The sequence below is a fragment of the Pantoea sp. X-Soil-TKNS-1211 genome (genome assembly GCF_059730495.1).
This window is the reverse complement of record NZ_AP035955.1, coordinates 265,286-288,590: the sequence shown is the minus strand read 5'-3', so window position 1 is coordinate 288,590 and position 23,305 is coordinate 265,286. Positions and strand designations below refer to the sequence as shown.

Here is a 23,305-nt window from a genome sequence, read left to right as displayed (position 1 = left end):
TTGACGCCTTTCCCTATCAAACGGTCAGGCGGGAATAATTTACCTGATGGCGGGAGGAACAGTAAATGCATGAGATGCCAGGAATGGGCGCTCTGTCGCTATTGTGACTCTGAGCGGCTAAGTCCTCCAATCAGCGATGGCTGTCCGGCAATGCGCTGCAACAACAACACACAATGCACCCGTTCCCCGGTCAACCGTTGTACCCATAACGGCTGGCAGAACTGCGAACGGGTCGTGTCGGGATACCATTGCATCACCTCATGGAGAAAAGGGGGCGAACAATGGGCATTCAGTAACTCCAGCGTGCTGACCGAGAGGATCTCATCAGGAAAAAACACCGCAGGAGAACCACGCCATTCGATTTCGCCATCGGTCAGGTTCAGGGTAAACATCAGACTGGCAGCGGTATCCGCCAGACCGGCGATAATTTGTTGCTCGCTGTGTCGGTGCGCCACCAGGAGCTGGTGGACATTGACGAACTGGCTCAGGCAACGGGTAAGAATCACCGAAAAAATCAGATACCACTGCGCCTGCCACACCGTCAGTACCGTGGCCTGCGCGGAATGATCGAACGACACGGCGGTGGTCATGATGGCGTATTGCAGCAGTAACAGCAGCCCGACCTGGCGGGAAGAAAGAATAAATACGCTGAGTAGCAGGGCGCTGAACTGGAGCCACAACGGGTTTAGCCCCAGCCACGGGCCGCTATCTGTGACCGCCAGCATTAACATCAGGCCAAGATTGCCGGCGATAATCGGCACGCTATACCAGCGGCTGGGTGAGAACGTTGTTTCTTTGCTGTACAGAAAATGCAGGATAGACAGCGCCGCCGTGAGCGCGGCCAGCATCCAGGAGAGAAAATGCTGCGGAGCGACAGCATAGCCTGCCAGCAATAAACAGCAGCTGAGCAGAATACTGCCGAGGCTCAGGCATATCGCCACGATGGCGACCTGGCAAAGTACCTGCATCACCGGCTGTTGCCAACGTAACTGTGGCAGCAGACGCAGCAGCATGACACAAAGCGGGAACACTACCACATCAAAGGCGGCAAAGATGCCAGCTAACAGGGGAGGACGTCCGGTATACACACCGCACAGGGCGTGCAGCAGCCCGGCGGTAATCAGCCACATTGGCCAGTCGCGCCGGGGGGATAACCACAGTGCTGCCAGCAGCAGACCTGCCGGAAACCATACCGTAGAGGAAAAACTCCAGGGATCGCGGTTTTGAAAACTGAACAGCGCCAGCGCAGTGTAAAGTGCGGCAAAACCTGCCCAGTACAGCAGCGTTTTTTTGATGGGACTGTCCTCGCTCAGGCCAATTCTGCGATGGCACGCGTTATCGCGCAGGTTTACGGTCAGGAATTGAGCTGTTGTAGTTCAACTTCGCTCAGACCTGTTATCTTCATGATGGTATTGAAATCAAGTTGTTCCTGTAGCATGCGTTGTGCCAATTCCTGTCTTTCTTCAAGTCTACCCTTCTGAAGCCCCTCCTGAAGCCCCTTCTGAAGCCCCTCCTGACATCCTTCCATCCGCCATTGCTGTACAATCGTCATAATTTGTTCCTTTAGCTGTGGTTTAGCCTGCTTGATAATCTCAACGAATTTATCCCGATGATCTGTCTCGCCGTAGCACAGCAGATAGAAAATCACATCGTGCGAAAGATCATCATTGTAATCCAGTGCCAGCAGCGTTGCCATCGAGTCAATCTTTTCCAGCATGTCGCGCATACGCACCATTTTATGGGCCATTTCCAACCGCGCCACGCCGCGGTGTAGCATGATCTCTTCATCCGGGATCACAGTGACATCGACTAACGGGAAAGGCTGACAAAAGATCTGTTCTGCCAGCTGGGGATTGCCGAATGACTCCAGCCAGTTCATGGAATAAGGGTAGGGACTGGTCTTCCCCTGGTAGAACAAAATAGGTACCACGAGCGGTAATTCATCATGCCCTTCATCCAGATGGCGCTGCATGGCGGCAATGGCATAACGCATCATACGTAGGGTCATATGCTTATGGGGCGTGCTTTGATGCTCAATTAATGCATAGACGTATCCATCGCCACCGTCCGTCTTCATTGACAGCAGAACGTCGGAATACAACGCGCGGAGATCTTTTTCAATGAAAGTGGTTGGAATCAGTTGCAACGTATCAAGGTCGCAATGCTGCTGCACTGATGTTGGCAGGTGAATTTCCAGGAACTGTCTGGCGATGGGAAGGTGACTGAGAAACTTTTTGAACAGGGCATCATGTGGGGTTGGGGTGATGCTCATCGTTGTATTACCTGCCATTTCAATGGAATGGCAGGACGGTAGCACGGGAGTTAAGCTGCCGAAATTTCAGGCGTGAAAATATCAGGCATATATAAGAAACTCAGTTCGCTATCAGAAAATGATCAGCATATTTACACCAATTTATCGCGCTGTTTTGCTGATGCGTCAGCTACTCCTCCAGGACGGTGTTCCTGACCAGCAAACCGACAAATTGGCGAAACAAATCGTGGGCAGTATCGGTGGTTGAATTAAATCCCCCCAACGTGTTGTAAAAAAGTGGTGGGGCCGATGTGTTCTCGCGTTTACGTACGGTATGTCCCTGCGCCCGTGCTATTTTTTCCGCGTACTCTAACATCGAGCCAAGTAAACTAAGGAACCAGTCCGGATTACTAAAGAGTAACTGCATAATAAAGGCCAGATTGTGGAAGGCGGCACTGGCTATCGGTGTGAACAGTTGATATCTCTCTGCTTTATTTTGCTGGCTTTTATTGTTGCTGGCAGTGAGTTTTTGTGGCAGGAAGCGGTTTCTGAAGTGAGTGATTTTCTCTTTCATTAGCGGATCCTGGGTAAATTGATGGAATTGGGTCAGTAAAGCATCGAGATAATGTTCATCACTCAACACATAATCTTGAAAAAAACTGAGGTCGGACAGCAGTTTTTTCCCCAGTTTGACCATGCCGTGGCGGGTAAGTTTTTTTACTACATGACCTGCATCAAGATAAATTTCCTTGCCGGTATTTAAGAAATCCACATCGCCCATTGCGCCATGTGTTTTTTCATGAATAATCAAATCTGTCAGTGCGTTAACGGGTGTCTCTTGAGCGGCATATAACATCAGGTAGATTTTTTTGAATTTATCCAGACTTGAGGTATAACCAATAACGTGACTCCCCATCGTCAATTTTTCTATGTTAGTTTTGGCACAACCGACCGGATAACGTCCATGATTCAGAAAGCGATCCTGCACGATATAAAAGTCGTCAAGCGTGAGCTGTTCACCGGTCTCCAGTATTTTGACCACGTTTTTGTGACAATAATTGACCAGGTTATTGTCCAGGTGACTTCTTCCCAAAAATCGTTGCAGTGCCTTTTTCATGCCGCCAGGGTTTTCAACCGGATCAATCATCGATAATACCACCCCGACGATATGGCGAATTTCGCTGAGGGAGCTTTCGATACTGTTGACTACATCTGGATATTTTCTGATTAAATCCTCTTCATTGTGGGTTTTTAAGATAAAAGGAGAAGGATGGGGATGAATAACTTTCTTGATCTTCATTATGAAGGTGGTGACGGCTGATTGTTCTGCTTCAATCACCTGCTGAAGTTTTTTTAATGCCTGAGAGTATTCATAATGCTTAATCAGATACTCCTGATGACGTGCCGCATATTTCCTGTGTTCGGAAAAAACATGCATCATATCTGCGACAAATTTATCAATAACCCTATCCCCTTTCTCAAAGTGTCCAAGTTTATAACTCTCAAAATACGCTTCTAACTGTTTCACCACACCATCGGTGAGCGGTTCTCGCCAGCTACTGAGTTCATGTACGATATCTTTAGGAAGGCCACCCGCAAATTCTTTAAAGGATTTGGGGAGCCATGAGGCAATATTTCGAAACAGCGACTTGACGTGGATCTTATTAAACAGCTGTGGTTTAGGGATCCTGGGTAGACAAACCGCCAGCGCATTGACCGCCTCATTGCGTGCTGCTGAGATGCCTGGCGGCAGGGCACGATAGCCGCTGGTGGCGGGCGTGAGGGCATCGAAAAACAGTGGTTTTGGCGAAACATCATTTCGACTGTGACGTGTCAGAGGGACCGGAGGAAACCACTCGCGCCACTGTGCCTGATGATTTGGCTGCATATACACCGGTTGGCCGTTGGCGTTTTTGAACTCAACGATTAACTGCGTGTGCGGTTCGGTCTTCAACCAACTTTGCTGGTAGCGCCACCCGGTGGGGATACTGCTGTGATCAAGATAGTTATGCACGATGTCGTGTGCCGGGTTGTCCGCTGCGACCGCGTTTAACCTCAGAGGCACCCTTGAGGGCGGTGATAAGCGGGCGATCAGCTCAGGGAGTCGTTGCTCGCGCACCGCTGGAAGAAATTCAGTCACCGGGAGGCTTAACCCGTCCGGCGGCACACTACCCGGTTGCGGCAACACCTGCTGACTATGCGGGTCAAAATGATAATGGCGGGGACCGATGGGGGTGGTGATATTACAATGCAGCCGATCGCTGAATTCATCCCAGGCCACGCCAGCCAGCGCATATCCGGTCGGCAGATCATTAACTGGCAACGAACGCTGCAACAGTTCCTGACCGAATGTGGGGTGAAAGGCGGTATGACGACACAGTTTTTCACCAATCAGGCTGTCGTCCACCAGACCTTCTTCAGCTCGGGTGATATTAATGGGCAGCGCAGTGGTTGCCGGTGGATGATCAATGAGACGCCCTGCCAGATAGTGGTACACCGAACGTAGCGCGCTTTCCCCCACATTTTCCGCCACCGTCGCAGTTTCCTCTTCGGGGATAACGCTTAGTCCACAGTCAATAAAATTCAGCAGAATTTTTTTGGCCGCTTGCCCCTGCACCGTGGATTTTAACGCTCGGTAGCACAGGGTGAACGGATTTACATCAAATAGCTGCCCCAGCAGGCTGGGTGGCTGCACCGTGGTCGACACCGTTAACGTTGTCGGTAGCACGATATCAGGGAATTGTTGTTCACCGATCTGGCGGGCAATGACGGCAGCGCAATGCGACCAGTCGTCAGCCGCGCCAGCCGTGTCGACCGACACTTTCGCATCAACAATGAAACGGATATGCGTACTTTCACGCAACGCAGCCGTAGAGAGTCGGGTCAGCATATCGACTTTACCCGCACCATTCAGCAATGACTGGACCTGTTCCCGGCTACTGAATTCTTCGCTGGCGTCAAAGCTGTCTGGCTGGCCCAGTTTATTTATCTGCGCCAACGGCGTGATAAAGGTGGTGCGTGACTCAAGATCATGGCTGGCAGAAAGATAACAACCGACACAGGAGGTTGCGGTTTTGCCATCAGTGGTGTGCTCCAGACGCACCTGATAGAGGCGAACACCTTGTGGCGTTTGCAGCTGTTCACGATAAAATCTTTGGTCGGCAGCGGGCAGGTTTTGCAGCACCGCCTCATACCATGCTTGCAGGTTGGTGCGTAATTGCTGATAAGTTTGCGTGATTGCCGTGGCATTGCCCGCTGGTGATGTGAGCAATTGTCGCAGCCGGGTTGCATGTTGTTGATAGCGGATGAGTCGCTCGCCTTGCTGTTCAATCTCCGCCAGATAATGTTTCATCCGATCCCTCGGGTGAAAAATCAACGCGTCCGTCGGTGCAGATTCATCCAGTAACGCCGTTTGCGAGCGGCGGTAGATCAACTGTATGCCGATTGCACGTATTTGTTCTCCGCTGGCTGCGTCGAGGGTCTGTTGATTCTCAATCTCATAGGCGGCGACTGCGCGCTGAAAGCCACTGTGTGACAGGCAAAGCTCGCTGGCGAGATCGGGGTGGTCGCTCAGTTTGAACATCGGATAGCGTTGCAGCAACATTGTTAGCAGCAGAAAGCGCAGCTTTACTTCCCGTTCGTTCTGCGCCTGCTGGTCAATCAGCTCAGTCCCTTTCTGTATCAAGCTGGTAAATAGCTGATCGGTTTCCAGCAGCAGCGCGGCGAGATCCTTATATGTTGTTTGGGCCGGATTCATGCGTTGAAGAAACAGTTGCTGGATGCTGAAGAGTGGGCGACCTGTGGCATCCAGCACATCATCTAACGCCAGCAGCAGGCGGTGCGCCAGGGCTGCGGTGCCACGCGGGGAACGCACGAAGGCATCAATGGATAGTGGATGCTGTTTAAACGCGGCCATGTCGGGAAGTCGGGTGATAAAATCGACTGCCAGTGTAGGACCAATATGCAGCCGGTGATGTTCACTGTCCCATGAGATCAGCTGATCGCAGGCCGTCAACAGCAGGGTTTTAAACGTCGACTCAGCGGGTGCTGCACCCACAAAATCTTCCAATATCGTTGCCAGTTGCGGTGTCGTCAGGGTTTCAATCCGCAGGCTGAGTTGATTAACCATATCGCGTAAACCTGCGGTTTCCAGGGGAGCAGGGGCTTCCAGGCAGGTGGGGGCGTTGGGATCGGTCTCAATCCAACTGGGCCAGGTGATCGGTGCGGCGGGGGTGGATGAGGACGACAACGATTCGTCCAGTTCAAGTTTAAAACCTGATCCGAAACCGCGTTTATTCCTATCCCACCATTCCTGATCAAAACGCGTAGTCGCTTCCGTCGCCTGTACGGTGGCAGGGAAGTTGTGCCACGTGCGCGGGAGAGGGGGATTAGAGCACACCGCTGGTGGTGCTTTCTGAAGTGCATGAGGCAGAGGGGATCGCCGCCAGTCGCGACCCTGAATATGAAGATTCTGGAGCGGCAGCGGGCTTTGCAGCGGCAGAATATGGCTACCGTGGATATGCACAACGATATCATCAGTGATAAACCGCATTCCTTCCTGTTGTTCCCCCTGACGATTGATAGCGGTAAACCATATCACCGACACGACATGTGGGTCCTGGAAAGGGGCGGTTGCGTTGCCAGCTATCCCGGCATTGCCCGCAGCGCAGTAAGGTAAAGATGTACCGGGTTTGAGGAAATCAGCACAGCTCCAGGCATCCAGAATGAGCGGATGCTCCCCAGCGGGATGATTAAGTGCAGAGTTGGCCTCCAGCGTCAGCGTGATGTTTAACGTGGGTAAGGTTGTTTCCTGTGGCGGCCGCGTTGGAGATGGCGCGCTGGAGGCGAGGCTCTGGCTTAGGATGTCATCACCATGCGCGATAACGGTCGGCAGCGTCACCGGGCGGCAGCCGGCGGAGTCAATGGTGGCACCGCCGATTAATTTGCCAAAGATCCACTGTTCACCCACCTGCAACGCGGGTCTAACCCCCTGCTGCGGGATCAGCCTTATCGCGTTAACACTGCAAATGGCCAGGGTGATGAGGGGAAATTTGTACGCCAGGCATTGGGTGAGCAAATGTATCGCTGCTCCCGGAGTCAGCTCCAGTGAGGGGCGCAGCATCACTTTATAAATCTCCCGCATCAGCAGGTTATTTAAACTGGGATAACGGGAAGGCAGTTGTGCCAGGGTTTGTTGAGCGGTGATGGCAGGAAATAATCCCTGCACCAGGTATTGCATTTGTTGTTCACTAAATAAGGGCTGAGCGGCCAATATGCCGTTACACCATCCCTTCACAAAGGCCAGCGCATCCTGTTTGATACGTTGCCAGCGCCATACGGAATCCGGCTGGCGTTGCGCTCCGCTATCTACCGCCTGCATCTCAAGCGTGACCAGACGGTCCTGAATATAAGTGAGCAACGCTTCATCGTTAGCAAATTTTTCTGCGCCAGCCAGGTTCTGCGTCAGGTGATGATATTCTTTTAACGCCGCACCTGGCGGAATGGGCGGCGGCGTGGTACTCCATGACTGCATAAAAATACGCGCATTGCTGACAAGCTTGGGAATTAAGGTCGGTTTATTATGCTGGGACGCGGAACCGGAAAGAGGGGTATAGTCTGGCGGAAAAATAGGGTTACTTACTGCCGGTGTCATCATTTTCCTCCATATTTATGAATATCATCTGAAACTGCCATCTGATTTTTCTTCATGTAATGAATGAAGATCTGCGGTACAACGTTCAGTTATGCATCTTAGTCAGTCAAGTTAGTCATGATCGTAAAAATCCGTGATGGCTAATAAATGATTATTAAGGGGTAAACGGTTAATTCGACGATTCAGTCATTTGCGGCGTTTTCAGACGATTTGTTACCGAATCTGTTGACTAGCCTGGTTGAATTACGACAAAACTGCCATGAAAAATTCCTGAATCCCGCTCGACAAGCGTGGAATTGAAGTCAATGATAAGAGTCTGATTTCAGATTGATGGTCGTATTTCAGAGGGGAAGGCAATGATGATCACCAGTGCTTACGTGGGTTCTGGCCCAGACTCCAGCGCTGCAACCTTGGGGCGAGAAATATCAAGAAATGAAGTGAGTCAGTTTGTTAAGTATATTACTAACGTACGGGCGTCGCTCAACGTTATCAAGCCGAAATATCAGCGACAACATGGTGGTGGTCTTAAATTTTAGCGGATTGTTATGTTTCCGCTGTTATAACCAATGACCAGTAATAACCCTATGGGAGAAAGTGGGTGTCTAGTTTAGAAAAGATTGCGCATACTATTGCAGAGCAACTGGAAGAATTAGGTTTTTATAAAGGGGTGCGCCAGACCAGGGTAGACATTGCTAAGGCAATGAAGAGCAGAGGGTATGATAAGGAAACGATAATCGCGCTAACAGAAGTGAGTGAGGATGATTTAGCGGAAAGTGACAAGTAGTTTCTTTTGATGGAAGGATGTTGGGGTATTATCTGCCCCTATTCACTTCACACAAGTGAATAGGGGATTTATTAATGGTATGCGTATTATATTAATTTACATCACTTGGCCATAGAAGGCTCATCGCAATCATCCGCAACTTTGCCCACCCCCTCTGGCAGTTCGATAGCAATGCGGTGATTGCTTGCCAGCCATAAACGGTTGCGATAACCGCTATAGACCGTCCTCATATTAACATTAAAGTTAGCATCCATTTTTTCACCTGCACGAATATAATAATGACCAAAAGTTTGATTAATAAAATCGCTCAGGAATTTAGGCCAACTATAACGGCCACCATTTTCTTGTGCCTGGAAAACTCTGGTTTCAGCAGAGCCAGATGATGGTATGGCTGTGACTTTTATTTCTGTATGCGGCGCAAGGTCGTTGAAGGAGCAAATATAACTACCGGTAGGGTTGATGAGCCAATGTTGACGAACGCCGTTATTGCATCCATTGGCACAATTAGCCAAATCGTGAAATGCGACCTCGAAGTCGACACTTATCGCGCTGCCCTGCGGGCGGAAGATAAAATTGCGATAACCACTGGCGACCGGTGTGAATTTTTCTTCTTGCTGCTCCCCGGCTTTCAGGTACAGGGAGCGTTCGTTAATGGCGGTTGCCAGCTGCAAAGGCCACTGGTAAGGCGAAATCTTGCCGTCAAGAGAATCTCGCGGATCCAGTTGGATTGAATTGCGCTCGATCTCAATGCCGTTTTCTTTAACACTCCAGATTAAGACGACGAATTTGTCATCTTTATTCTCTTGCAGCACGTCCTGATTGATCTGCTTAATCTGTTCCCAGCCGGCAATCTGCTGGCCGTCCAGCGCATAACGATAGATGATATTATCCGCGGCGACGTAAAGCGAATTACCCTGAATCATTGGCGCGCTACTAATAGCCCAGCGGCGCAAAATGATGTTGCTACTCTGGCCGTCGGGTGAGAAGGCCAGCACACCGCTGCCATTCTCACCGGTGAAGCTGCGATAACCCCATCCGGTACGGGAATCAAAAGTGGTCTGGTGAATAAACTCTGTGCCTTCAGGTGCTGGAACGGTAAATATCTTCGCACCTGTATCGCGGTTCATGGCATAAATCGCGTTGGGATAACTGGCATAAACTAAGTTGCTGTCCTCAGTACCCAACATAATGTGGGTGTGAAAACTATTAGGCGTATAGTCGTCTATGCAACCGTCTGCGGTCACTACCCACCCTGGCAGTGGGCTGGTCGTGCCATTCTGCCTGATCTTATTGACTTTGCATTGGTAGTTATTTAGCCCATAAAGCATATTATGTTCATCAATGACAACAGCTCCACTGCTAAACCATGGCCCGGAACTGAATTGATAACTACCATCAATAGCAGATATGCCATACCCTCCATAATTTGCTGATTTACTCTGATAGAGTAATTGCTGATTATGCGGGTTGTAAATCGCGTTTTCTTCGGCATTGCCTTGGTTTTTGTTCCAAAGATAGTCAGGATGTGTTGCGCCGTTTTGATTATCAAGTGTCCAGGCCGCAACGGAATTATAATTACTGTTGCTCAGAGCGATGCCGGTATATAATTGAGTGAAATCTTCATTAAATGAATATGTGATGATTTTTCGAGGGATGTGATCAGCAATACCAATTTTGTCTGGCAAGGTAAAAATAGTGGTGATTTCTTTTCCTGGATCCGCGTTAAGCTTGTATAAGCGATGAGAGCTGGCAATGTATAACTCATTTTGCGGTCCGCCAGTGACAGAGCGGAATCCGCTATACCATCGGTTGGGGATATTGAGATCATCAGCAAGCCAATGTTCAGATTGCTTTATTGACTGATTATCAATGACAGCATAACTTGAACACGCCTCGGCCGAGTCAGGGCACTCCGTGATTTTATGATAAACAGCATAAATTGATTGATCATCAACCTGATACAAGGTGGCACTTTTACCTGGCAATGGGTAGCTTTCCACCGGGAAAAGCTCTGCATGGCTGGTGCTGAGCCCGCTGAGAAAAATCCCAGATGTCAGCATAACGTGTGGAAGCATTTTTATTCGGCAAAGGGGAGATAATAAAGTAAACATCTGAACTAACCTCTGTAGTGGTTTTAGTTATTATTTCTCCTTATTGGATAACGCAAAAACAATTTTTCCGTGAATGTTGTGAGTTATACGGAATAATGTTGAGAGTGTTCTGATGATAATAATATTCAGGGTGAATAAGTTTTAACTTTTCTTATTGCAATCTGAGGGGATAGTTGTTTTTCAGCCAGTATCAAGCAGTCAGGAACCCTCAGCTTTTGGCACCGGTCGCCGTCGGCGTATAGTCGACATCGCTGTACGGCCAGTTGGGTTGCGCCAGGCCCTGCTCCCAATCTACCACCAGGGGTTTGCCCAACTCATCCTTGACTTTATCGAAAAGATTTTGCCAGTTCTTTTTGTACATCAATTGGAAATTGTTGAATGCCAGCGATAAGAAGTGTTTTTCGTCGGCCGGAGACGCGTCCTCGGCAGGTTCCTCTTTGCTCGGTGTCGGCACCAATGCAATCAACCACTTTTCCATCTCCGACATCGATGGGGGCTGTAAAACGGCTTGATCCTCCTCCGCCGGTAGCATCAGTTTGTAGAGCAGGGCCAGATCCTTGGCGAATTGCTTACACATCTTTTGCGGGTCGCTGTCGTAAGCAAGGATAAACTGTCCGGCGGCGATCGCCTGCGCATAGCGCTGTAAAAATTTTTCTTTGGCATTGACGCTGGGTGTCGGCGTCTCTGCATTTTCCTGAAAGACCTGTCCGGCAGGTTGTGACGACAGACTTTGTATCATCATGGCATCCAGCGAGTGCGAGGAAACCGCCATGGTCGAACGCTGGGCATAAGCCGAAAACACGTCAATGCTGCTCATCACTTTGTTCCTTCGATGTAATTCAGGATCTTGTTCAACGTCAGGCACACCCGCAGCGAAACATCCAGTGGCACTAGCTCGGCAGAGGATAAGGGGGGCAACGCAAGCCTGCCTGCCTGCATCACCTCGACTGGCAGATTAAATGCCTGACACATCGCCAGCCAACCACGTTCACACAATGATGCTTCATTCACCTGCGCCCCGTCCTGTTTGGACGGAATGGGAAAACATTGTTGCGACAGGGCGGTGATAAAACCGAGGTCAGCGGCCTGATACAACAACTGTAAACGCTGGGAATGTACTACGCCGATCAGACCGAGGCTGCCCGCCAACAGACTTAGCCGAGGTAGCTGTCCCCAGCAGGCGATAACTTCGCTGCCGGGGATGCTGGCGAGCGTCTCGGGGTGAGGTAACCGAAGGTGATGGTACATGATCAGCAGTCGGTTTTGTTGCCTCCGGTTCAGCCCGGTGTATTCCTGTGGGCGGCGCTGTGGGTGCAACCAACTGCTGATATCAGCCAACTGACATAACTGCTTATGGATGACCGTTTGCACGGGAGGCCCTCCATTTGTGTAGCCAGATACCTGCGATAATCAGCAATACCACCATTAACCCCACGCCTAAACCAAACATCGTGATCGGACTGGCTGCGGACGGTTCTGGCGGACGAGCAGGAGAAGGTGATGGCTCCTGTTTGGCGAACAGCACCACGGTAATATCCTCCAGCTTGACGTCAGGAAAGCTGTTCAGAATAAATAAACGGATTTTATTGGCGAAGATGGTGGCGTCATCCAACGGACGATGAAGCATCAGTACCGAAATACGCTTATCCGGCGGATGGGCCAGACGGGTTTCATCCTCCAGCGGATAGGTAATATGCACCCGCACCTCCACCGCCTCATCCAGTCTGAGCAGTGATTGTTGCAATTTTTGCTCAATCGCAGAGATCAGCCGCGCTTTCTCGGCACGTGGCGAAGCGACCAATGCATCGGTGGGGAAGAAGCGATCGATCTCAACGTCATCATGTGAAGGCAGACGATAGTCAGCGATAAGTGAGATGGCCTGTTTCATATGCTGTTGATCGACCAGCACATTAAACATTTTCTTCTCACCATGCACCTTGGTCGCCGGGATTTGGTAGCGATCCAGTAACGCAATCACCTCATTCGCCTGGCGCTCACTCAATCCCGTCAATGCTTCTTCACGGCAACCGCTGAGCAGCAGCATCAGCAATGCCAGCAGACAGATCTTTCCCGTAGCAAGCAGCTTCATCAGGCTTTAACCAGCGTTTCAATCCCTCGATTCACTTCGCGGGCAAAGGCCAGTAGCGTTTCGGTGTGAATTTTATGATCGCCCAGCAGGGCAAGGGATTTCAGCATCTCGCCAGGCGAATTGTTGGTCACTGCGTTATCCATCGCCTCGGTGCCCGCCGCGCGCAATTGTTGATTGTCCGTAATCATCTGGCTCATCGCGGCGATCATTCGTTGGTCCAATGACACTTCGACATCGTGATTAAGCGCCCCTGCCACTTCCGGTAGAGCGAAAAGGTGAATTTGCGCCATATTATTTAATCTTCTGGGTGATTTCGCTTTGTAGGGCGACCAGCGCACTGACCAAACTGCCAACCCCACGACTGAGATTGCCGACGTCCCCCTGGGCAGCCTGCATTTTCAGCGTCAGTTTCGGATCGGTCGGTGTTTCTTCCCAATCGGCTGTGGCCGTTTGGAGCGCTTTATGGGCCGTGTCAAGTTGAGTTTCAAATGCTTTATAAAGATCCAAAAAATTGCCGGAGAGCGGTGTCTTATCCGTACTATCAGCGAAGATTGCGCTATTACCTTGAGCCATGACATTTTCCTTAGAGTGGTTGTTTTAAAACAGGACGGAAGATGTGGTTTTTCCGATCCCAGATAAGATCATCCTGACCGCGCTGCAACACGGCGCGTGGCGCGTTGCTGGTATCGGGTAGTTGGATGGAAACATGGACGCGCTGTTTGCCCCAGCGCTGGTAGAACGTGCTAAGACGCTTGTTAAGATAATCGAGCGCTTCCGGGGCCAGTGCCTGACGTACCGCCACATAGATCCCTTCAGCGGTGGTTTCCTGGTAATACTGGATCCCCGTCTGCGCAAAAAGCAGTTGCAGTTCATGCTGCATTTCCTGCACCGAATGCGGATGGATAATCACCGTACCCATCTGCGGCCAGGTTTGCTGGAGCAGCTGAGTTGCGCGTTGTACGGCATCTTTTTGCCCATCGGTCAGCAAGCGCAGTACCACTTTGTTTTGCTCGTTCTGGCTAAGTGTGAGCCACAGAATACCGGCCTCAGAAAGCCGTCGCTGAATCACCTTGCGCACCTTCGGCGTGAGCTGGAAACTGCTGCTGGCCTGGGTGGTTTTTTCCTCAGGGGTTGATGGAATCACGTAATAAAAAACCGCGGATAAGGCGCAGATCAGCAGAATGCCAATCAGCAGAACAAACTTTAATGGCGAGACGGCACCGTAGCGAGCGGCGTTCTTCACCGGTCTTTCTTCCGGGCAGGCTGCCGGTCCGGAGAGAGGTTCACTGCTCAGTGACCAGTTTTCCTGTTGGGGTTTCAGGGCAAAACTGAGGCCACCAAAATCGGTTTTTTGTTGCGGTCTGAGTAGCTGAAACGATGTGGGCTCGTCCTGCCAGCCATACCGGCATTCCTGGATGGATTCACCGAGTTCCAGCTGCATATGTCGTGCATGTTCATCACCGTAAACCGGAATGAAAATAACATTCTCACCGGCGACTTTGACATTATTCGCTACGCGTATTTGTTCAGGCTCATTATTCTGGTTGTAAAGATAGAGATGCCATAATCCACTGTTTAACATCATGTCAAAACCACTTAGCGGACCATTTAGAATTTTTAGTGAAAACATGATAAACCCAAGGTTAACAATACGTCTCCACACCGTGGAAGAATGAAATTGATTTCTGGTATTTTATGGATATATGCCAATTATGAAAGCCATAAAATAGTAATTGGAATACGCCTTTTGATTGCATTTCTTTGTTAAGTCATGTTTTTTATGTATTTTATTTCCTGTTTTCACATGTTAGGTAAAGTATTTATCAGATTTAAATCATCCTTTTCAGAAGATTATCAAACGTATCTGCATGGTTTTATTGGATGCTTATCGGTAATATTAAGTTATGTTCTTGTGTCGAAAATAATTAGCTGGGAAGGGCTGGATGATCTTATATGCCAGATTGACTGTGGATGAATTATTTTCATATCACTATAGTTTGTTGTCCGTGGCGGTATTGATATTACGTGAACACGTAACTATTAGCATTAATATGCTCCCGGACGAAAGCAGCTGCCGCATAGTGTTAGACGTCATCGAACCAGAAGAACAGGGTGCCAAATGTCAGGCGTTATTACAGTGGCTGGCACAACAAATGTCAGGGGATTTGATCATGGAAGAGGATGCCGGGTGAGTAACGAGTGGCGACAACAATGGACAGTAACTCTCAACCGGGCATTGGCGGGATTTCCCCTGCTTGCTGTCAGCATCATGCTGTTATTTATCGCTTTCTCTGCACCGGCCAGGGAGCCGGCGGTTCTGACGTTACAGAAACAGCCAGCGACAGTCTACTTCCAGGCACTGTCAGCCTTGATGGAACGTCCGGTTATCCTCAGTACAGCCAGTAAAAAACTTGAGGTTTCTGGCCAGTTTGACCTGACCGACCCGATGCTCGCGCTGAAAGCTTTCTGCCATGATATGGGGTTGATTTGGTATTTCGATGGTCTGGCGATCTACGTCTATCGTCAGGATGAACTCACCAGTGCTCTGGTGCGCCTGGAGTTCCTTAGCGTAGAAGGGCTGACGGGCGCGCTACGGGACGCCGGGTTATATGATGAACACTATCCGTTAAAAGCACGTCCAGACGCCCATTCGTTTTATCTTGCCGGTCCGCCAAAATACGTCCAGTTGGTGACGCAGACGGCGGCATTGCTGGATAAACAACAACAGCTGGCGCAGGAAGATCGGCGGGGTATCACTGCCACCGTCGCGGTGGTGCGGGTGCGTTATCGCCCGATATTTGCCCGCACACTGACCCTGCGTGGCGAGAAGGTCACGGAACCCGGTTTAATTGATACGTTGCGTGCGTTATGGGCAGGTGCAGATCGCCTGACGCTCACTGGCAGCCGTGATCCCGTTCCACCTGCTACTTTGCCGCCGCCGATTCTGGAGGAGGTAACACCTGCCGCTGAAGGGGAAACGGTCGCATTAACCGCCGCGCAGCCATCCGGGCAGCAATTGTGGATTCTCGGCGACAACGACAGCAACAGCGTTATTTTGCGCGGCGACCCCGGCCAAATCCGCGATGCCCGTTACCTCATTCGTCAGCTCGACCATCCCCGCCAGCAGGTGCAACTGGGACTGCAAATTATTGATGTCAAAGAGAGCGAAGTTGAGCGGTTGGGGATTCAGTGGTCGGGCAGCTTTACCGATGGCAGCCTGACGGGGCAGATCAACCCGATGGGTGCCGCGCAAACCCTGGTGCAAACCAGCGCGATTCTGGCACGGATCCACGCACTGACCGAGAAGTCGCAGGCGCGCATTATTTCACGTCCGATGGTGCTGACGCAGGATAACGTCACCGCCTATTTTGACAACAGCCATTCATTCTACATCAAGCTGGAAGCGGAACGTTTCGTCGACCTGAAAACCATCACCTACGGCACACTGATATCCGTCACCCCGCGCATCATCACCACGCCTGGTCAACTGGCGCGGGTGGAAATGCAGTTGACGGTGGAGGACGGCAGCAGTGACGCCGCCACCAATGTGAATAATCAGCAAGTCAGCCAGACGCGCATTGAAACCGTGGCGCGTGTGCCATCTGGCGACAGTCTGTTGATTGGCGGTTATACCCGTAGCGAGCGGGTGGATGATCGTAACAGCATTCCTTTGTTGAGCCGTATCCCGCTCATTGGTGGACTGTTCCGTTATCAGGAACCGCGTAGCACCAATGTCGTGCGGTTATTTCTGATTGAACCACGCATCCTCAGCGAACCGGACAGCTCGGTTACCCGTCTGGAGGAGTGGCTACAGCGCACACGCCAGGAAACTAACCGGAGTCTGCCATGAATATGACCAGCCCGATTAGCGCCCTGTATGGCTCCCGTGAGGTAAGCAGCGATCGGGCGGCAAGTCGTAGGGATGCGCCAGAGAAAATCGTGGAGATTTCGGCGTTCCCGAATTTGATGGAACAAATTGGCATGTCTGACGATTTGGGTTTGATGCGCCCAATGTTCGGCCAGTCAGCCGTGTTGAAAGCCAGCTCTGCCGAGAAAATTAACAGCAAAGTGGAACTGGATATTGAGAGCGACGCATCTTCACTGGTGCCGGATATTCAACCGGTCGTCCGTGCCAGTGAGCTGCTGCTGATGCTGCGTCAGCGCTTTAGCGATGCCACAGATATTCTGTTGATTTTAAAAGCCTTGATCGCGAACGCCAGTAACTGGTTGCTGGATAAGCTGTTATTGCAGGAAACCCTGGATCTACTGGAAGCTGAAGCGAGTGAAGAGGAGCGCCAGGCGATGTGGGCCGGGGCAAATACCCACGCCCTCACGCAGCAATATGCCAGAATGACGCGTTTTACCCCCCAACAACTGCGTCGCTGGTATCGGGTATGGCTCAGCTGGGAGGAAGATGACGAAGATGGCTTCTTCTGGGCCATGACGGATGAGGCCGAACTCACCAGCCTTGGCTCCTTGTTTCACTATATATCGCGGGCATTACGTCACGATATCAATGCGTTACGGCCCAGTACACAACCCGCGCGTCTCAGCGCGCTGCAAAACAAAATTTTCGCTATGTCACGTTTCTCTACCCTGCTACAACGCGTCTGCGGGTTGTCCCCGATCGGGCAACCGGGCACTGAACAGCCCGAATCCCCTCTTGCTGGCCCGGTTGTCCACTTTCTTCGCACTATCCTTACACAGCCCGTGACGTTTTTACCGCGATGGCGAGAGTTACAGTGTCACGAAATGTTGAGTGGTCATGCCCGGCAAACGCGCTTTTTACGTGAGTTGCGTGCCGCGTTGGTGGAGTTGCCCGACCTGTTCTTCAAAGAACAGAACGATCGGGCGCGGCTGGATGCAAAAGTCGTTCAGGAACTGAGCGAGCGTTGGCAGGCACAAGGGACAGGACAACATGATGTGGGATGCTGAAGAGAACGCATTGTTAGGATCGTGGCAAGAACTGGCCCCTGGCGCGGGTATCGAACTCGATATAGGCGGCCGTACCGTCTATCTCCATCGTCGGCAACGTGGTTGTGAGGTATTGCTATTGTTGGCAGAGGTGCCGTTCTCTGCCGCGCTCATTAGCCGGGTTGAGCGCGACTATCCGGGCTATCTGCTGCTATTGCTAAGGGAAAAATGTTATCTGCATCGGGCTTATGAGGAACTGACCAGCCAAATATTGCACGATCTTCACGCGGTTACCGCACAGCTGAGGGAGTGGCTGCATGCTGAGTAAACTGGGCCTGTCTGCGTTGATTAAACCTGAACTGGCCATCGTCATTCTGATTGGCACGGTGATTGCCATGCTGATCATTCCGTTGCCGCCGCGCCTGATTGATTTTCTGATTGGCCTGAATATCGCCCTTGCACTGGTGATTTTTCTCAGCTCGCTCTATGTCAATGATCTGATCCAATTTTCCACCTTTCCGGCGGTATTGCTGATCAGCACGCTGTTCCGGCTGGCACTCTCCATCAGTACCAGCCGACTCATTTTACTGGATGGCTATGCCGGTGAGGTGGTCTCCACCTTTGGTCAGTTCGTGATTGGCGGCAGTCTGGCGGTGGGTGTGGTGATTTTCTTCATTGTCACCATCGTGCAATTTATCGTGATTACCAAAGGATCCGAACGCGTGGCGGAAGTCTGTGCGCGTTTCTCGCTGGACGGTATGCCAGGTAAACAGATGAGTATCGATGGTGATCTGAAGGCCAACAGTTTGACGGCTGAACAGGCGACGGCGAAACGTAAACGCCTCGAACAGGAGAGCCAATTATTCGGTTCCATGGATGGCGCAATGCGTTTCGTTAAAGGCGACGCCATTGCCGGTTTATTGATCATCCTGGTTAACTTTATTGGCGGCATTTTAATTGCGCAGCACTCCTATGGCATGAGTTTCTCCGACGCGCTGGATATCTACACCATGCTGACCATCGGGGACGGATTGGTGGCGCAGATCCCGGCCCTGCTGATCTCGATTGGTGCTGGATTTGTTGTCACGCGCGTTAACGATGACAACAAGAACCTCGGCGCCAGCATAGTCCTGCAACTTTTCAGCAATCCCTTCGTATTGGGTGGCGCTGCGGTGATGGTGCTGATTGTTGGTCTGTTACCAGGTTTCCCATTGATGGTCTTCGGCTCGCTGGCGGCGATGTTGGGGATAGTGGTGGTGATCAAACGTGACGGTAAATTTAAGGCACATCTGGTGGCCTCGCTCCAGCGTATCGGTTTGATGCGCACCGCCGAAGAGATTAAAGCGGCTGAGGAAGCTGCGGCGAAAAGTGAAGAGCAAACGGATGGGCAGGTGTTTCCTGAAACCATTCCGGTGATGCTGGTGATGGCACCGCAAACGCATCATTGGCTCGATCAGTCTGATGATATGGCATGGTTTCAACAATCGTTCTTTCTGGAATATGGCATCCCCTTACCACGAACTGAGCTGCTGGCGAAAGAGGGAATTCCTGAAGGAGTTGTGAAATTATTGATCCACGAAATCGACGTTGACCAGATTGAGGTATTGCCAGGCCAGCGTCGTATTTTGGCGGTCGACCAATTAGCGATACTGGAATCATTACATATTCCCGTTACGCGTCTGGAGCGAACCCCGCCACAATATTGGTGTGACGAACATTACGCTGGCCAGTTAAGGCCGCTTAATATGCAGAGCCGTAGCGCCCGAGAGGAAATTTACCGTTTGATGTCGCGGTCCCTGAGCCGTCTGGTTAATGAATATTTCGGTATTCAGGACACCAAAGAGATGTTGGACAAAATTGACAGCAAATCACCGGAATTAATGAAAGAAGTCTATCGCAATGCCACTGTTCAGAGAGTTTCAGAAATTTTTCAACGTTTAATCAGTGAAGGAATCTCCCTCAGGAATAATAAGATAATTCTTGAGACGATCGCTCAACATGCAGGTAAAGAGAAAGATAATCTGGCATTAACAGAACTGGTGCGCGGTCGTCTGGCGCGTTATATCTCTAATAAATATCAGAGTCGTGGTTTTATTCGTTGCGTGATGATGACCCAGGGTGTGGAAGAGGAAATTCGTAGCAATATCAAGACCAGCGGTTCCGGCAGCTCTATCAATATGGAACCGGGACAAATGGATGAGATTTTCTCGCTGTTTTCCAACGCTATCGCTGAAACAGCGTTTGCCGCAGATGAACTGGTCATTATGTGTAGCATGGATATTCGGCGTTTTGTGAAGAAGCTGCTGGAAAACAAATTCACCGATCTGGATGTGTTGTCCTGGCAGGAAATTTCAGACCACAGCCAACTACAAATTGTCGCCACGGTATAGGTTGTCATCCGGTAATTAAAATCGCGATACATCGCGTAATGTCGGGACTTTTTGGCACATTCTGTAGCGGCGTGATTTATCACGCTGTACTCCAACGCAATATTGCCAAACCAGGCTGCTATCGGTGTCGATGGCAGCCTGGATTTCGCAGGGTAAAAAGGAGAAATAAGTGGCAACTCAGAACGTCGCAAACCCGATTACCAGTAACTCGGGTGCGGTAGCCTGCGCGGAAGATACTGGTGATCTTGCCCAATGTTTGGCCGAGCGCCTGGTGCAAAATAAACAAGACGCAGCCGATCGCAGTAAAAAACGGCATAAGGTTCAGCCTGAAGGTGTGGCGTTTATGCAATCTCAACCGCAACCGTTGCAACATATTACACAACCCGCATTATCACAGGTGATGATGCAGTTAACTGCATTATCACAGGTGATGATGCAGTTAACTGCATCACATTACACTGCCGTGCGGTCTGATGCACAAGCTGATGTGCATCGTTCTGATAATGGTAAGCAGACAGCAACCACCTTACCGGACCGGGTAGCCCAAAAGACCGACATTTCACCTGAATTAAAGGTCGCAGTGCACACGGCAAGTCCAACTCGCGACGGCCATTCGCTATCGACAGCCTCACCGGCGGAATTCGTCCATTCGCCGATGGTCCTGGCCGCAGAAACCACCGTCGATCTCCGTCTCAGGCGCAAGGGTGCAGATGAATCTGTCGATAAGATAGTTGCCGATCCCTTGGCAATGCCGCGCGCCGCTGGAGCACAACCGAACTCGCAGCCAGTAACAGCGGAGTCAATCACCCAAGCGGAGGCCGCACGACAAACCACACCGCCTGCTGCTGTATTGTCCTCACCAGTACCAGACGATGTTTCCGCAACGGTGGTCAGCAAAACCATCGACCTCGACCTGCAAGCCGATCAGGTGGTGGTGCGCTATGCCGTAAATGATCAAGCATCAGCCAGACTCCAGGTGGCGGAGCAGGCGATTATCCCTGCCAGTACCGATAGCCGACTTAATAATATGCTGATTGGCCAACAATCACTGACGGTATTTGACGCCGGCTGGACGCTATACGGCATAAAGCAGGCCAAACCCTATTATCTCTCCAGTGTCAGCAACCAGGATCGGGTGAAAGAAACCGACAAGACGTGGGATGAATGTGATCAATAAGATGCCCACCATACCCGCCATTCCGGCGATGACCAAAACCACGCATCACCTGCTGTATCGGCAACGATGTACGCGCGGCAGTATGCCGCAGGGTGAGGGGGATATCCTGCGGGTGGAAATCAGGGATGCCCCTTTGTATGTGTTTCTGCCGGTGAGAAGTGTGGCTGAACGGGTATTTGCACCTGCAACGCCGCCCGATTCTGTATTGATGAAAAGCGAGTTGCGACTTGCGTTGCTGACGCAACATCTGGAAATGCATGGACTGGAACTGTCCGGTGGTGTCTGGAGCGCATCACAAATTCGCCTGATGACTAAAGCGGAGATCGCTACAGTGAACCTGCGCAACTGGTGCTATGGCGTCTCTTCCAGCTTCGGGCCGGTGGCGCTCTGTCTGGATAACGATCCTTGCATCGACCTTCCTGTACTCCCGGCGCGACGCGTGAGGGATCACTTTCCGGCGTGGCATCTGCCACTGCAATGTCGGGTGGGATGGACTTTGCTGCCGCTCAGCCAGTTACGCCAGTTGGCAACAGGTGACCTGGTGATGCTCACCCGTCGTCAGCAGTATCTGACGTTGACCGGGAGTTTTTTTGGCCAATGGAAATTTGATGAAGAAGGAATCGTGATGGAACGAATGGACCCTGATGATGACTGGATGTTCGAGGATGACGATGAGGACATTGCTGATGATGAAGACGAGGATGAATATGATGCCGATGATGAGGACGATGAAGAATTTGGCTCAGCGGCCCAGGAAGCCGATGCCGTTGAGTTGGGATTGCGCGACGTTGAGATGACGCTCGAGGTGACACTCGGTAAAGCCAGCGTACCGCTTTCACAGGCAATGGCGTTACAGGCTGGAGACTTTGTCCCTTTGAGCAGCGGTGGCCTGAAAGCGAGCCGTCTGCGTCTCGGCAACCAGACGCTGGCAAAAGGGGAACTGGTTGAAGTTGATGGGCGGCTCGGTCTGATCCTGAATCATATCTATTTTCGCGCTGCAGGACAGCCCTGAACCATGAATGAAGCGGCACTGATATTAACCCTGTCACTGGCGGCGACGCTGCCATTTCTGATCGCTGGTGGCACCTGTTTTATTAAATTCAGCATTGTTTTTGCCCTGGTCCGCAACGCGTTAGGTATTCAGCAAATTCCCAGCAATCTGACACTTAATGGGCTGGCGTTGATTCTTACACTGTTTGTCATGGTGCCAGTGGTGAAGCCGGTCATCGCCTGGATCGATGAGCATCCCGTGAGCTACAGCGATACGGCCTCGATGGTGGGGTTGATGAATGAAGGGACGCAAAGTTATCGCGCTTATCTGACCAAATTTGCCGATCCGGCACTGACCGCCTATTTCACCACCATCTGGCAAAAGCGTGATAAAGACGCGCCTCAGGCGGCGGAGGGGTACCAGGATCCACCAGAGCCATCGGTGTTCGCGTTGTTACCGGCCTATGCCTTAACCGAAATTAAAGACGCGTTTGAAATTGGCTTTTATATCTATCTGCCTTTTATTGTTATCGACATCCTGGTATCCAACATTTTGCTGGCGCTCGGCATGATGATGATGAGCCCGGTCACCATATCGTTACCCATTAAGCTGGTGCTGTTTGTTGCGGTCGACGGCTGGGCGAAAGTGGTGCAGGGCACACTGACCAAATATCTGGAGTTGTGATGGGCGAGATCGGTTATGTCAGTAATAAAGCCATCTGGTTGATCCTCGTATTATCTGCCTGGCCGGTCATTGTCGCCACGCTGGTGGGGTTGCTGGTTGCGGTTATTCAGACCGTGACGCAAATTCAGGAACAAACCTTGTCCTTTGGCATCAAGCTGATTGCCGTGTCGATATGTTTATTCCAACTCTCAGGCTGGATGGCACAGGTGGTAATGAATTATGCCAACGAGCTGTTCACCTTGATCAGCCGTAGTTAGTGGG

At 51.0% G+C, this 23,305-nt stretch carries 20 protein-coding genes; 10 read left to right on the top strand and 10 right to left on the bottom strand.

Going from position 1 to position 23,305, the window contains the following annotated elements; genetic code table 11:
- Positions 1-98: 98 nt before the first annotated feature.
- The 3 genes from AC6I8W_RS24695 to AC6I8W_RS24685 all read right to left on the bottom strand — a co-directional run bounded on the left by AC6I8W_RS24695 (position 99) and on the right by AC6I8W_RS24685 (position 7,907).
- Positions 99-1,130: a hypothetical protein gene (locus AC6I8W_RS24695; RefSeq protein WP_497838875.1), complete on the bottom strand. Its 1,032-nt coding sequence runs from the start codon at positions 1,128-1,130 to the stop codon at positions 99-101.
- Between the two features lie 224 nt (positions 1,131-1,354).
- Positions 1,355-2,290 carry an Rpn family recombination-promoting nuclease/putative transposase gene (locus AC6I8W_RS24690; protein ID WP_497838874.1) on the bottom strand — a complete coding sequence of 312 codons (936 nt, stop codon included), beginning with the start codon at positions 2,288-2,290 and terminating at the stop codon, positions 1,355-1,357.
- 151 nt (positions 2,291-2,441) lie between these two features.
- A complete protein-coding gene (locus AC6I8W_RS24685) occupies positions 2,442-7,907 on the bottom strand; it encodes a hypothetical protein (protein WP_497838873.1) in 5,466 nt (1,821 codons plus the stop codon).
- Positions 7,908-8,260: 353 nt separating this feature from the next.
- Here AC6I8W_RS24685 and AC6I8W_RS24680 point away from each other — a divergent pair, with 353 nt between their 5' ends.
- Positions 8,261-8,440, top strand: a complete 180-nt coding sequence (locus AC6I8W_RS24680) for a hypothetical protein (protein ID WP_497838872.1) — start codon at positions 8,261-8,263, stop codon at positions 8,438-8,440.
- A 62-nt stretch (positions 8,441-8,502) separates the two neighbouring features.
- Positions 8,503-8,688 carry a hypothetical protein gene (locus tag AC6I8W_RS24675; RefSeq protein ID WP_497838871.1) on the top strand — a complete coding sequence of 62 codons (186 nt, stop codon included), beginning with the start codon at positions 8,503-8,505 and terminating at the stop codon, positions 8,686-8,688.
- Between the two features lie 101 nt (positions 8,689-8,789).
- Here AC6I8W_RS24675 and AC6I8W_RS24670 read toward each other — a convergent pair whose 3' ends face one another.
- From AC6I8W_RS24670 to AC6I8W_RS24640, 7 genes are all read right to left on the bottom strand, one after another.
- The gene (locus tag AC6I8W_RS24670) at positions 8,790-10,799 is read right to left on the bottom strand and encodes a hypothetical protein (RefSeq protein ID WP_497838870.1); all 2,010 of its coding nucleotides are present in this window, start codon (positions 10,797-10,799) and stop codon (positions 8,790-8,792) included.
- A gap of 208 nt (positions 10,800-11,007) precedes the next feature.
- On the bottom strand, positions 11,008-11,616 hold the full coding sequence (locus AC6I8W_RS24665; RefSeq protein ID WP_497838869.1) for a hypothetical protein: 609 nt from the start codon (positions 11,614-11,616) through the stop codon (positions 11,008-11,010).
- The gene (locus AC6I8W_RS24660; protein ID WP_497838868.1) at positions 11,616-12,170 is read right to left on the bottom strand and encodes a hypothetical protein; all 555 of its coding nucleotides are present in this window, start codon (positions 12,168-12,170) and stop codon (positions 11,616-11,618) included. Before AC6I8W_RS24660 ends, AC6I8W_RS24665 begins: the two co-directional genes overlap by 1 nt.
- Positions 12,151-12,888, bottom strand: coding sequence for a type III secretion system inner membrane ring lipoprotein SctJ (gene sctJ, locus AC6I8W_RS24655; RefSeq protein WP_497838867.1), 738 nt, complete (start codon positions 12,886-12,888; stop codon positions 12,151-12,153). Before sctJ ends, AC6I8W_RS24660 begins: the two co-directional genes overlap by 20 nt.
- Complete coding sequence (locus tag AC6I8W_RS24650) at positions 12,888-13,178, bottom strand: hypothetical protein (RefSeq protein ID WP_497838866.1); 291 nt, start codon at positions 13,176-13,178, stop codon at positions 12,888-12,890. The genes sctJ and AC6I8W_RS24650 overlap by 1 nt, the downstream gene beginning before the upstream one ends.
- 1 nt (position 13,179) lies before the next feature.
- Positions 13,180-13,461, bottom strand: coding sequence for a hypothetical protein (locus AC6I8W_RS24645; protein ID WP_497838865.1), 282 nt, complete (start codon positions 13,459-13,461; stop codon positions 13,180-13,182).
- Between the two features lie 10 nt (positions 13,462-13,471).
- Positions 13,472-14,473 carry a PrgH/EprH family type III secretion apparatus protein gene (locus AC6I8W_RS24640; protein ID WP_497838864.1) on the bottom strand — a complete coding sequence of 334 codons (1,002 nt, stop codon included), beginning with the start codon at positions 14,471-14,473 and terminating at the stop codon, positions 13,472-13,474.
- 603 nt (positions 14,474-15,076) lie between these two features.
- Between AC6I8W_RS24640 and sctC the strand changes: the two genes are divergently transcribed.
- From sctC to sctS, 8 genes are all read left to right on the top strand, one after another.
- The gene (sctC, locus tag AC6I8W_RS24635) at positions 15,077-16,738 is read left to right on the top strand and encodes a type III secretion system outer membrane ring subunit SctC (protein ID WP_497838863.1); all 1,662 of its coding nucleotides are present in this window, start codon (positions 15,077-15,079) and stop codon (positions 16,736-16,738) included.
- The gene (locus AC6I8W_RS24630; protein WP_497838862.1) at positions 16,735-17,823 is read left to right on the top strand and encodes an HrpJ domain-containing protein; all 1,089 of its coding nucleotides are present in this window, start codon (positions 16,735-16,737) and stop codon (positions 17,821-17,823) included. The genes sctC and AC6I8W_RS24630 overlap by 4 nt, the downstream gene beginning before the upstream one ends.
- Positions 17,807-18,130, top strand: coding sequence for a hypothetical protein (locus AC6I8W_RS24625; protein ID WP_497838861.1), 324 nt, complete (start codon positions 17,807-17,809; stop codon positions 18,128-18,130). The genes AC6I8W_RS24630 and AC6I8W_RS24625 overlap by 17 nt, the downstream gene beginning before the upstream one ends.
- Positions 18,120-20,192, top strand: a complete 2,073-nt coding sequence (locus AC6I8W_RS24620) for an EscV/YscV/HrcV family type III secretion system export apparatus protein (protein WP_497838860.1) — start codon at positions 18,120-18,122, stop codon at positions 20,190-20,192. Before AC6I8W_RS24625 ends, AC6I8W_RS24620 begins: the two co-directional genes overlap by 11 nt.
- Before the next feature lie 169 nt (positions 20,193-20,361).
- Positions 20,362-21,369, top strand: coding sequence for a hypothetical protein (locus AC6I8W_RS24615; protein ID WP_497838859.1), 1,008 nt, complete (start codon positions 20,362-20,364; stop codon positions 21,367-21,369).
- On the top strand, positions 21,353-22,381 hold the full coding sequence (locus AC6I8W_RS24610) for a FliM/FliN family flagellar motor switch protein (RefSeq protein WP_497838858.1): 1,029 nt from the start codon (positions 21,353-21,355) through the stop codon (positions 22,379-22,381). The genes AC6I8W_RS24615 and AC6I8W_RS24610 overlap by 17 nt, the downstream gene beginning before the upstream one ends.
- Positions 22,382-22,384: 3 nt before the next feature.
- Positions 22,385-23,044 (top strand): EscR/YscR/HrcR family type III secretion system export apparatus protein, encoded by a 660-nt coding sequence (locus AC6I8W_RS24605; protein ID WP_497838857.1) that lies wholly within the window; start codon positions 22,385-22,387, stop codon positions 23,042-23,044.
- Positions 23,044-23,301: a type III secretion system export apparatus subunit SctS gene (gene sctS / locus AC6I8W_RS24600; protein WP_497838856.1), complete on the top strand. Its 258-nt coding sequence runs from the start codon at positions 23,044-23,046 to the stop codon at positions 23,299-23,301. Before AC6I8W_RS24605 ends, sctS begins: the two co-directional genes overlap by 1 nt.
- Positions 23,302-23,305: the final 4 nt, after the last annotated feature.